Below are 11,521 nucleotides of genomic sequence, written 5' to 3' on the forward strand. Positions count from 1 at the left end.
CTTATTCCATTTTTAAGGCTAATGACATTATTTTTGCTTCGTCTATGTTAGTAAATCCAAGTGAGAAATATCTATCAGGCATCTCGGGATCAAAGAAATACGTAATGGAGTGGGGCTCTGGGGCACTCTTTGCACCTATTTCATAAAATGCCACGGTATCCTTTTTTATCAAAATGCCTTTTACTTTTGTTCCTTTAAGTCGTTCTCTTTGTATTTCAACAAATTTGTTAATTGCATTGTTATCTGAGAATAGATTCCAGAATAAGTCACGAGTAGATGCTCTATCTATACTATTTGTGATTGATAGTGAATCGGGATGAAAGTCTTCATGGTTACCATAAGATGCAGTTATGACGCTTTTTTCTTTGATGATCTTTAGTCCAACTAACTCACCAGTTTCAGCTCTAACCTCATTACAACTATTAAAGGGATGAAAAAAAGAGATGACATTGCTTTCCATAGGCGTCATCTTTTCCAAAAGACAATTTGATGGTGAACTGTATGTACTTGCACTAAATATCGCTAAAGCACCTATCATCTTTTTTACCATTGTCAAAACACTCCTTATTTCGCTTTTTCATATAACAGTTTATTAGCAGGAACATTGCCGATTTTTACTGAAATAACTTTCTTGTTTCACATATTATTAATTTTAATATTATCAATACTCTACGGCATGCTTATTTTTTAAACAACCCCTAGTTTAGCTATGGATAAAAACAGGACTATTACTGCTTTTGGTATTAGGCAGGAAGTTGGGTTGATAAACGGCGGGGTATAAAAAAACCGCCATTGTTTTCACAATTACGGTTTATAGTCATTCAAGATTTGATGATAAATTTTGCTGCAAAGCTTAGCTTTGACCTATTTAAACAGCTCGCTTACTTACCAATACAGAACGAGCTAAAGATCTTGCCAAGCAAGTCGTCTGAGGTGAATTCACCTGTGATCTCATTAAGGTGTTGTTGCGCCAGTCTTAACTCTTCGGCTAGTAGTTCACCGGCAGCGGCAGATTCGAGTTGGTATAAGCCGTTTTCTAATTGGCTTAAGGCGCGGGCGATGGCATCAAGGTGGCGACGGCGTGCCATAAACTGGCCTTCTGTTGAACTTTGATAACCCATACAGGCTTTTAGGTGTTCTTTTAATGCGTCTAAACCATCGTGAGTTTTCGCGGAAACGCGCACGACAGGATAAGGCTCTTCTTCGGTATAACCGGCTTTCTCTATCGCATCTTGTGATAATTCATCAATTTTATTGCGTACTAACGTCACGCCCATATCGCTAGGTAGTTTTTCAAAAAACTCAGGCCAGAAATCTTCCGGGCTGTGTTCGGTATCGTTGGCATCAACTACTAACATGACGCGATCGGCATTGGCTATTTCTTTCCATGCGCGCTCGATACCAATTTGTTCGACCTCGTCTGGGCTTTCACGAAGGCCCGCGGTGTCGATAATATGTAATGGCATACCGTCGATATGAATTTGTTCAGATAATACGTCACGCGTTGTCCCTGCAATGTTAGTGACAATGGCCGAGTCTTTACCTGATAGCGCATTCAGCAAGCTTGATTTACCGGCGTTAGGGCGACCGGCAATAACCACGCGCATCCCTTCTTTTAAAATAGCGCCTTGCTGCGCTTTGTTCTGTACCGTTTTGGTTTGTTCTATGATGCCCTGTAAATCGGCTAGCACTTTACCGTCGGTTAAAAAGTCGACTTCTTCTTCTGGAAAATCTATCGCCGCTTCGACATACATACGCAAATTGATGATGTGCTCGTTAAGGGCGTTAACTTGCTTCGAGAATTCACCTTGTAGCGTTTGTAACGCACTTCTAGCTGCGTGCTCAGATGACGATTCGATCAGGTCAGAAATCGCTTCTGCTTGGGCTAAATCTAGCTTGTCGTTTAAAAACGCACGCTCTGAGAATTCACCCGGGTTTGCCATCCGAATACCAGTTAAATTCAGTATCGCATTTAGCAATATATCAAGAATAACTGGGCCACCATGGCCTTGTAATTCCAGTACGTCTTCACCAGTAAACGAGTGCGGGCCTTTAAAGAATAGGGCGATGCCTTGGTCAACTAAATTGCCATCACCATCATGAAACTTTAAGTATTCTGCCTGTCTGACTTTCGGTACTTTGTGCAGTATGTGCTCGGCTGCTTGGGTGGCTAAACTACCCGAAACACGAATAATACCCACCCCACCACGGCCTGGTGCGGTTGCGATAGCGGCAATTGAATCTTGATTTTGTAGCATGATGATTTGTCTGTTCTTTCTAAACTAAGCTGAGTGTAGGTAATTGCTTATTGAGTGTCGAATAAAAAAGCCTGCTAAAAAGCAGGCTTATTGCAAATGGCTATCGGGCTATTTTAACCCTTGTTTCTCAATTTGTTTGTTAATCCAAACCATTTGAGCCAATGAGATCAAGTTAGATACTAACCAGTATAAAACCAGACCTGCTGGGAACCATAAGAAGAAGATAGTGAACATAACTGGCATGTATTGGAAGATCTTCTTCTGTACCGGATCTGTCATTGGTGTAGGTTGTAACTTCTGCATGAAGTACATACTTGCACCCATTAAGATAGGTAAAATGTAGTATGGGTCTTGTTGTGATAAATCGTTGATCCAAAGTGCGAAGTCAGCGTGGCGTAACTCAACACTTTCTACGAATACCCAGTACAAGGCTAAGAAGATAGGCATTTGTACTAGCATAGGTAAACAACCACCCATTGGGTTTACTTTTTCTTTCTTGTAAAGCTCCATCATGCCCATAGACATCTTTTGACGGTCTTCACCACAGCGGCGCTTTAACTCTTCAATTTTTGGTTGAAGCTGGCGTAATTTCGCCATTGATGTGTATTGCTTCTTCGTTAACCAGTACATTGCACCTTTAACGATGACAGTGATTAAGATGATGGCAAAACCCCAGTTACCAACAAAACTGTAAAGGATTTTAAGTAGGTCAAATAGTGGGATAGAGATAAACCACAACATACCGTAATCAACGGTTAAGTCTAAGTATTTAGCTAAGCTTTCTAATACGTCTTGGTCTTTAGGACCTGCGTATAACGTCGCTGAAATCGTTTCTGTTGCACCCGGTGCGATATCAATTGCTGGACCTTTAGCACGGATAATGGCATCACCTGTAGACGTTGTTGTCGTAGAGATTTCATTTTTGATGTTTTGATTTGGTACCCAAGCACTGACGAAATAGTGCTCGATCATCGCTAACCAGCCACCTTTAGTTGAGACACGTAGATCTTGATCGTAGAAATCATCAAAATCGACTTTTTCGTAGTTGTCATCGTTTGCTGAGTAAGCTGCACCACGGTATGTTGGCATCATCATGCTGCCGCCAGGGCCTACTGCTGTGCTTTGTTTTAACTGAGTAAATAATTGCACCTGACGTACTTGTTCAGATTGGTTATCTACTAAGAAATCAACGTTAACTGTGTAGCTACCGCGCTTGAATGTGAATACTTTAGTCACGGTTAAGCCTTCAGCATTAGTGAACGTTAACGGTACTTTTAATTCATCAGACGATAACTCGTATTCGGTTTGCGCTGTTTGGTAGAAAGGACGACCTGCACGGCTAGCATCTGGGCCATCAACACCTGTTAAACCACTTTGTGCTTGATAAAGCACAGCTGCTTCGCGTTTAAATAATGGGTAGGCAGTGTCACCGTCTTTTTCAGTTGGGAACTGAAGAAGGTTAAGTTCAATAACATCACCACCAACTAAGCTGATTTTAGCGTCAACAACATCTGTTTTAACAGTTATGAAACCTGCTTGGCTCGCTTTAACTGTGTTTACGTCTGATGCACTTACGGGTACATCGGCAGCGATACCTGTGTTGTTTGTAATAGCTTTAGTTGCAGTTTGACTGCTCGTCGCTACTTCTTCGGTCGGCGCGGGTGCAGGTTGTTGATCAACTTGCCACTGTTGCCAAATTAATACTGACATTAGCAATAAGCCAATCAGTAAAAAATTTCTTTGCGATTCCATAAAGTTACTTAGTCTCTTTGTGATTTTTGAATTTTTTCTGGGACAGGGTCATATCCACCCGGATTATTGGGGTGGCATTTTAATATGCGACGGCTGGCGAGCCAAGTCCCTTTTACGATCCCGTGCTTTTCTATTGCGGTTATCGCATATTGCGAACAAGTTGGAGTGAAGCGGCAATTTGGACCCAGCATAGGGCTAATTGCAACCTGATAAAACCGAATAGGTAGAATTACAGTTTGTTGGCAAATTTTCTTAATTTTTGCCATGTGTTGTTCAACTCCTGGTGAATTTGAGCGTTATCAACCTGATCAATACCCTGACGAGCAATAAATACCATGTCTACATTGGGTAATTCTGCTTGATTGAGTCTGAAATTATCACGAACGATACGTTTTACACGGTTTCTGTTAACCGCTAATTTCACTTTTTTCTTTGATATTGTAAACCCGAGTCTAGGATTATCGAGGTCGTTTTTACAAAGTAGGATGGTATAAAGGCGACACGCAAATTTGCGAGGATTGGAATTGAAAATGTTGGAGAACTGGGCGGGAGTTAAAACTCTTAACTCCCGACCATAAGGATACGATTTCAAGCTAGTTATTACGCGCTTAAAACTTTACGTCCTTTTGCACGACGACGAGCTAACACTTGACGACCGTTTTTAGTAGCCATGCGAGCACGGAAACCGTGAGTACGCTTGCGCTTTAATACGCTTGGTTGAAATGTACGTTTCATAATGATACTTCCAAAAATTTGCAAATTTTGACCTGAGCGACAGGTCGGATACCTTTAAAGGGGCGCGAATTATATACGAGCCAATTTATAAAGGCAATTATTTGATCAAAATGATTGATCAAAAAAGCTGCTTTTTTGAATAACTTTTAGCTTATTGCTAGTAATTGTTTAAATTATCCACAGGTTTTGTTTTTTCTGTAAAGTCAAGCACATTTTAAGTAAAAAAAGCGCTAAAATACCATTGTTTATAACAAAAATTAAAAGCCCTTAAAGTCCTTATAAAACAGTGTCTTGCGGGTTATTTTGTGTCATATTGTAAATACGTTATCAACAAGACTTGAATCTGTGGATAGAATCTGTTGAAATCGTCCGATTACAAGAATATTAATGGAGACCATCTTGACTCAATCGCTATGGCAAGCCTGTCAAGATAGAATGCAGCAAGAGCTGCCCACGCAAGAATTCAATACTTGGATCCGTCCATTACAAAGTCACGAAACAAATGGTGTTTTAGTTTTATATTCACCAAACCAGTTTGTGCGTGATTGGGTGCGTGATAAATATACAGAGTTAATTTCGACTGTATATAAAGAGCTTAATAATGGTGAATCACCAAACCTGCAATTAGAGGTAGGTAGTAAGCCAGCACAAGAACAAGCACCAACTGAACAGCCTAAGGTTAATACACCAAAATTCGAAATGGGCAAAAAGGCCAGTCCGAGCAAAGCGAGTTTTTCGCCTGCTACGCCTGTGCATGTGCCTAATACGCGCGGTGGTAAAACGGCGAACAGTATTCAGCTTAAATCTAATATCAAAGAACACTACACATTTGATAACTTCGTTGAAGGTAAATCTAACCAGTTAGCTCGTGCGGCCGCCACTCAAGTAGGCGATAACCCGGGTGGTGCTTATAACCCCTTATTTTTGTATGGTGGAACAGGTTTAGGTAAAACGCACTTATTAAATGCTGTTGGTAATGAGATTTTGGCACGTAACCCTGATGCAAAAGTGGTTTACATGCATTCAGAGCGCTTTGTTCAAGATATGGTTAAAGCGTTACAAAACAACTCTATTGAGCAGTTCAAAAAAGCGTATCGCTCAGTTAATGCGTTACTGATTGATGATATTCAATTCTTCGCTAATAAAGAACGCTCACAAGAAGAGTTCTTCCATACCTTTAACGCATTGCTTGAAGGTAATCAGCAAGTCATTATGACCAGTGACCGCTACCCGAAAGAAATTGAAGGTGTTGAAGATAGATTAAAATCTCGTTTTGGCTGGGGCTTAACGATTGCAATTGAGCCACCAGAGTTAGAAACGCGAGTTGCGATTCTGATGCAAAAAGCGAAAGAGTCGAAAATCAATTTACCAAGCGAAGTTGCATTCTTTATTGCTAAGCGTTTACGAACTAATGTTCGTGAGCTTGAGGGCGCATTAAATCGTGTAGGGGCCAATGCTAATTTTACTGGTAAACCTATTACCATTGATTTTGTTAAAGAAGCCTTACGCGACCTGCTCGCATTACAAGAAAAACTCGTTACAATAGAGAACATTCAGCGTACTGTATCTGAGTATTATAAGATCAAAGTAGCTGATATTTTGTCGAAGCGTCGTAGCCGAAGTGTTGCCCGTCCTCGTCAAATGGCAATGGCCCTTTCTAAGGAATTAACGAACCACAGCTTGCCTGAAATTGGTAACGCATTTGGTGGTCGTGATCATACTACTGTTCTTCATGCATGCCGTAAGATCAATGAACTTAGAGAAGAAAGCCAAGATATCAAAGAAGATTATTTGAATTTAGTTCGTACCTTGTCATCTTAAGCACTGGATAATAAAAATGAAATTTGCCATCAGTAGGGAAGATATCCTTAAACCTTTACAACTTGCTACAGGCACTGTTGAAAGACGTCACACATTACCCATTTTATCGAACGTTTTACTCGATATTAATGATGGTGTTTTGTCGATTACAGGTACTGACTTAGAAGTTGAACTTATTGCTTCTGTTGAGTTAGTTCAAGCTTCAGAAGATGGCCGCATTACCGTGCCAGCGAAGAAGTTATTCGATATTTGTAAAGGCTTAAACGATTCTGCGCTGATCGAATTCAATTTAATGGACAACAAACTTGTTATTAAATCGGGTCGAAGCAAATATTCATTATCTACATTAGCAGCGAAAGATTTCCCTAACTTGGAAGAGTGGCAGAGTGAAATCAACTTTGCGATTAGCCAGAAGAGTTTACGTGGCTTAATCGACAAAACATCGTTTGCTATGGCTGTACAAGATGTACGTTACTACCTAAATGGTATGTCGCTTGAAACGCAAGATCAGACGATTCGTTGTGTTACTACAGATGGTCACCGTTTAGCGCTTAGTCAAACTCAGTTAGAAAACGAGTCGCTTGATGAATCTCAAGTGATTATTCCTCGTAAAGGTGTGACTGAAATTCTACGTTTGATTGATGACTCTGAAGATAATATTTATGTGTCGGTTGGTTCAAACCACATTCGCTTAACAAGTGACAATTTTACCTTCACCAGTAAATTAGTTGATGGCCGTTTCCCTGATTATCGTCGTGTGTTACCAAAAGATGGTGATAAGACGGTAACGGGTGAAAAAGACTATTTAAAACAAGCTTTTTCTCGTGCTGCTATTTTATCTAATGAAAAGTTCCGCGGTGTTCGCCTTAACTTAATTTCTAATGAATTAACGATTACGGCCAATAACCCAGAGCAAGAAGTAGCTGAAGAAGTTGTTGACGTTAACTACACAGGTGATGACTTGGAAATTGGCTTTAATGTGGCCTATATCCTAGATGTTTTAAATGCCTTGCAATCAGATGAAGTGAAGATCACTTTAGGTGATGCAAACTCAAGTGCGTTAATTGAAGATAATAAAGACGACTCGGCAGTCTATGTTGTAATGCCGATGCGATTATAAAAAGACAGCTTAAGCTGTCTTTTTCTGTTTTGTGCTAGTGCTTAATGAAAATAAATAAACTCGCTGTAAGTAATATAAGAAACATAGCACAAATCAGTTTAGCGCCTCACGACAACTGTAATTTGATAGTAGGCGCAAATGGTAGTGGCAAAACGTCACTACTCGAAGCGATTAGTATGTTAGGGCTTGGTCGCTCATTCAGAACCAATAAACATTCTGAATTGATAAGACTAGGTCAAGAAGACTTCACCATTATGGCTGGTGCTGAAGTTGATGATATACAGCATAAATTTGGTTTACGTAAAAGTAAGCAAGGTGACAAGGAAATACGAATAGACGGCGAGACTATTCGTAAGCAAAGTGTCTTATCGAGCTACTTTCCAATTGTGACTTGTACGCCAATGACTGTTGAGTTGTTAGATGGCTCTCCAAGTTTTCGACGTAAATTCATCGATTGGATAGTGTTCCACGTGGAACATCAAAATATCAGCCAGCTATATAAAGAGTTTGATCGTGCTTTAGCACAAAGGAATCAGGCACTTAAGATGAATGATCGCGCTCTAGTGCAAGCTTGGGATGCTAAATTCATTGAATTAAATTTATCTATTTCTGAGTTAAGGAAAAAGGTTACCGATAAAATTGCACCTCTAGTTGCCAACTTTTATCGAGAATTAGCTAACCCTGCTCAAGATAATGCAGTAACAAATAAAGTATTAGATATTATTTATAAGCAAGGTTGGTCTGATAAGGCCGAATTTGCTGAAGTACTAAGCGGCCAAATCTACAGTGATTTGAAACGTAAAACGACACAAAGTGGCGTCCATCGTGATGATATTTTTGTCGGTTTTGATTCAATTGCTGCAAGACAAGTATTGTCTCGGGGTGAGCTCAAGTTACTAGTACTTTCTTTGTTATTGGCAGCAGAGACATTTATACGTAATGAAACTGCTAAAACGTGCATTTGGCTTATCGACGATATTGCCGCTGAATTAGATGATGCCACGTTAACTCGACTGTTTAACTATTTTACGAGTGCTAATAATCAAATTTTTATTAGCTGTGTTGAGAAAGATAAAGTCAATATAGTAGATAAACTGAATTGTGAATACAGCATGTTCCACGTGGAACATGGTGAAAAAGTAAATTAACAAGGTCATAAATATGTCAGAACAATCATACGATTCGTCGTCGATTAAAGTATTAAAAGGACTTGATGCGGTTCGTAAAAGACCCGGGATGTACATTGGTGATACAGATGATGGTACCGGTCTTCACCACATGGTATTTGAGGTCGTCGACAATAGTATTGATGAAGCCTTGGCGGGTCACTGTCAAGATATCGTAGTTACTATTCACTCAGATGGCTCGGTAAGTGTCAGTGATGATGGCCGTGGTATTCCTACTGCTATTCACCCTGAAGAGGGCGTATCGGCAGCTGAAGTAATTATGACCGTACTTCACGCCGGTGGTAAATTCGATGACAACTCTTATAAAGTATCTGGTGGTTTACACGGTGTTGGTGTATCAGTAGTTAATGCTTTATCTGTAAAGTTAGCGCTTACTATTAAGCGTGAAGGCCATGTACATGAGCAAACTTATACACATGGTGAGCCAGATGCGCCATTAGGTGTAGTCGGCGATACTGAGAAAACGGGTACAGAGATTCGTTTCTGGCCATCAGAAGAGACTTTCTCTGACACTAAATTCCACTATGACATCCTTGCGAAGCGTTTACGTGAGTTAAGTTTCTTGAACTCTGGCGTATCTATTATCTTAAAAGATGAGCGTGATGGTAAGACTGACCACTTCAAATACGAAGGTGGTATTCAAGCGTTTGTTGAGTACTTAAACCAAAATAAGACGCCAATCCACAAAAATGCTTTTAGCTTTGTTACTCAACGTGAAGACGGCATTGGTGTTGAAGTATCAATGCAGTGGAATGATTCATTCCAAGAAAACATCTTCTGTTTCACAAATAATATTCCGCAACGTGATGGTGGTACACACTTAGCGGGCTTCCGTGCTGCATTAACTCGTACACTGAATGGCTTCATGGAAAAAGAAGGGATGAACAAAAAGCAGAAGGTATCGACAACGGGTGATGATGCTCGTGAAGGTCTAACTGCTGTTATTTCTGTGAAAGTACCTGATCCGAAATTCTCTTCTCAGACAAAAGACAAACTGGTATCGAGTGAAGTTAAATCAGCCGTTGAGCAATCAATGGGTGAAAAACTTCAAGAGTTCTTATTGGAAAACCCAGGTGATGTAAAAGCTGTTATCAGTAAGATTCAAGATGCTGCTAGAGCGCGTGAAGCGGCGCGTAAAGCACGTGAAATGACACGTCGTAAAGGTGTGTTAGATATCGCAGGTTTACCAGGTAAATTAGCCGATTGTCAGGAAAAAGATCCTGCATTATCAGAACTATACATAGTGGAGGGTGACTCAGCCGGCGGTTCAGCTAAGCAGGGTCGTAACCGTAAAAACCAAGCTATCCTGCCGTTAAAAGGTAAGATCCTAAACGTAGAAAAAGCGCGTTTTGATAAGATGTTATCTTCAGCAGAAGTGGGCACATTAATCACCGCTTTAGGCTGTGGTATTGGTAAAGATGAATACGATGTAGAAAAACTAAGATACCACTCAATCATTATCATGACCGATGCCGATGTGGATGGTTCGCACATTCGTACTTTATTACTGACGTTCTTCTATCGTCAAATGCCTGAGTTAGTCGAGCGTGGTCATATCTTTATTGCACAACCACCACTTTATAAAGTGAAAAAAGGTAAGCAAGAGCAATACATTAAAGATGAAGATGCGCTTACTGAGTACTTAACAAACTTAGCGTTGGACGGTACTAGCTTCCATGTAAACCCTGAAGCACCAGGTATCACAGGTGAAGGCTTACACAGTATTGTTGTTAAATACCAAACAGCGAATAAGATCATTGAGCGTTTATCTCGTACGTGGAATAACTCGTTAATTGAAGTTATCCAGTTCGCTGATAAGTTAACGAACGCTGATTTAGCAGACCAAGCTAAAGTTCAAGCATGGACTGATAAAGCACTTGAGAAGTTAAACCAAGAGCAAGGCAGTGAGTCTATTTACAACGCACAAGTTGTTCATGATGAAGAGCGCAATGAATATATAGCGCAATTTGATATCAGAACACATGGTGTTGATTATGTTTATAAAGTTAACCATGACTTTATCAATACACTTGATTACACGACACTTGTTGAAGCAGGTGGCACAATTAGCTCGTTAATTGAAGAGGGTGCAGAAGTGCGCCGTGGCGAGAAAGTTAAGCCTGTCACCAGCTTTGCAGAAGCTTATGAATGGTTAATGGCTGAGTCGCGTCGTGGTCTTTATATCCAACGATACAAAGGTCTAGGTGAGATGAACCCAGATCAACTTTGGGAAACAACAATGGACCCAGAAACGCGTCGCATGTTGAAAGTGACTATTGAAGATGCAATTGGTGCAGATCAATTATTCTCAACATTAATGGGTGACCAAGTTGAACCGAGACGTGATTTTATCGAGACAAATGCGTTAGAAGTAACAAACTTAGACGTCTAATGTTTCTTTAACTAGTGACCCATCCTAGTATGGGTTGACACTTTTTTGATTAAAACGCCTGATGAATTTCATCGGGCGTTTTGTATTTTAAGGCCGAATGTGGCCTTTGTTGATTATATAAATCGACTGATTGTTTTACCATTTCCCTTGCCTCATTTAGGTTATTTGGTTTCATTAACAAGTATTCGTTTTTAAGAATACCGTTTACTCTCAGCCAGTGCATTTTGATAGCAGTCATAACCATCTGTCATTGAAC

General features: G+C 40.2%; 10 protein-coding genes and 1 pseudogene. 4 read left to right on the top strand and 7 right to left on the bottom strand.

All coding sequences use genetic code 11. From position 1 onward, the window contains the following. Position 1: 1 nt before the first annotated feature. The 6 genes from HR060_RS05650 to rpmH form a co-directional block, all read right to left on the bottom strand. Positions 2-556 carry a hypothetical protein gene (locus HR060_RS05650; RefSeq protein WP_174199307.1) on the bottom strand — a complete coding sequence of 185 codons (555 nt, stop codon included), beginning with the start codon at positions 554-556 and terminating at the stop codon, positions 2-4. A gap of 325 nt (positions 557-881) precedes the next feature. Next, positions 882-2,258 (bottom strand): tRNA uridine-5-carboxymethylaminomethyl(34) synthesis GTPase MnmE, encoded by a 1,377-nt coding sequence (gene mnmE, locus HR060_RS05655; protein WP_174199308.1) that lies wholly within the window; start codon positions 2,256-2,258, stop codon positions 882-884. Between the two features lie 108 nt (positions 2,259-2,366). After that, positions 2,367-4,010 (bottom strand): membrane protein insertase YidC, encoded by a 1,644-nt coding sequence (yidC, locus tag HR060_RS05660; protein ID WP_174199309.1) that lies wholly within the window; start codon positions 4,008-4,010, stop codon positions 2,367-2,369. A gap of 8 nt (positions 4,011-4,018) precedes the next feature. Further along, complete coding sequence (gene yidD / locus HR060_RS05665; protein WP_174199310.1) at positions 4,019-4,276, bottom strand: membrane protein insertion efficiency factor YidD; 258 nt, start codon at positions 4,274-4,276, stop codon at positions 4,019-4,021. Then, positions 4,240-4,602, bottom strand: coding sequence for a ribonuclease P protein component (rnpA, locus tag HR060_RS05670; RefSeq protein ID WP_174199311.1), 363 nt, complete (start codon positions 4,600-4,602; stop codon positions 4,240-4,242). Before rnpA ends, yidD begins: the two co-directional genes overlap by 37 nt. Positions 4,603-4,610: 8 nt before the next feature. Continuing rightward, on the bottom strand, positions 4,611-4,745 hold the full coding sequence (gene rpmH, locus HR060_RS05675) for a 50S ribosomal protein L34 (RefSeq protein WP_055439485.1): 135 nt from the start codon (positions 4,743-4,745) through the stop codon (positions 4,611-4,613). 399 nt (positions 4,746-5,144) lie between these two features. On the opposite strand from rpmH, the gene dnaA reads away from it, so the two are divergent. From dnaA to gyrB, 4 genes are read left to right on the top strand one after another with little or no spacing between them, the layout of a single operon-like run. Next, positions 5,145-6,566: a chromosomal replication initiator protein DnaA gene (dnaA, locus tag HR060_RS05680; protein ID WP_174199312.1), complete on the top strand. Its 1,422-nt coding sequence runs from the start codon at positions 5,145-5,147 to the stop codon at positions 6,564-6,566. Positions 6,567-6,582: 16 nt separating this feature from the next. Further along, positions 6,583-7,686, top strand: a complete 1,104-nt coding sequence (dnaN, locus tag HR060_RS05685; protein WP_174199313.1) for a DNA polymerase III subunit beta — start codon at positions 6,583-6,585, stop codon at positions 7,684-7,686. Positions 7,687-7,730: 44 nt separating this feature from the next. Continuing rightward, positions 7,731-8,834 (top strand): DNA replication/repair protein RecF, encoded by a 1,104-nt coding sequence (gene recF / locus HR060_RS05690; protein ID WP_174199314.1) that lies wholly within the window; start codon positions 7,731-7,733, stop codon positions 8,832-8,834. Between the two features lie 13 nt (positions 8,835-8,847). Then, positions 8,848-11,265 (top strand): DNA topoisomerase (ATP-hydrolyzing) subunit B, encoded by a 2,418-nt coding sequence (gyrB, locus tag HR060_RS05695; protein WP_174199315.1) that lies wholly within the window; start codon positions 8,848-8,850, stop codon positions 11,263-11,265. Between the two features lie 49 nt (positions 11,266-11,314). Here gyrB and HR060_RS05700 read toward each other — a convergent pair. Then, positions 11,315-11,521 (bottom strand): annotated as a pseudogene (locus tag HR060_RS05700) (integrase core domain-containing protein); the annotation flags it as partial.

This window comes from Marinifaba aquimaris, assembly GCF_013328345.1.
Classification (GTDB): Bacteria; Pseudomonadota; Gammaproteobacteria; order Enterobacterales; family Alteromonadaceae; genus Marinifaba; species Marinifaba aquimaris.

What these genes read in the sequence shown, in the direction of transcription:
- yidC (WP_174199309.1), bottom strand. Translation starts at nt 4,010, where the DNA reads ATGGAATCGCAAAGAAATTTTTTACTGATTGGCTTATTGCTAATGTCA.
- dnaN (WP_174199313.1), top strand. Translation starts at nt 6,583, where the DNA reads ATGAAATTTGCCATCAGTAGGGAAGATATCCTTAAACCTTTACAACTT.
- rpmH (WP_055439485.1), bottom strand. Translation starts at nt 4,745, where the DNA reads ATGAAACGTACATTTCAACCAAGCGTATTAAAGCGCAAGCGTACTCAC.
- mnmE (WP_174199308.1), bottom strand. Translation starts at nt 2,258, where the DNA reads ATGCTACAAAATCAAGATTCAATTGCCGCTATCGCAACCGCACCAGGC.
- gyrB (WP_174199315.1), top strand. Translation starts at nt 8,848, where the DNA reads ATGTCAGAACAATCATACGATTCGTCGTCGATTAAAGTATTAAAAGGA.
- recF (WP_174199314.1), top strand. Translation starts at nt 7,731, where the DNA reads ATGAAAATAAATAAACTCGCTGTAAGTAATATAAGAAACATAGCACAA.
- yidD (WP_174199310.1), bottom strand. Translation starts at nt 4,276, where the DNA reads ATGGCAAAAATTAAGAAAATTTGCCAACAAACTGTAATTCTACCTATT.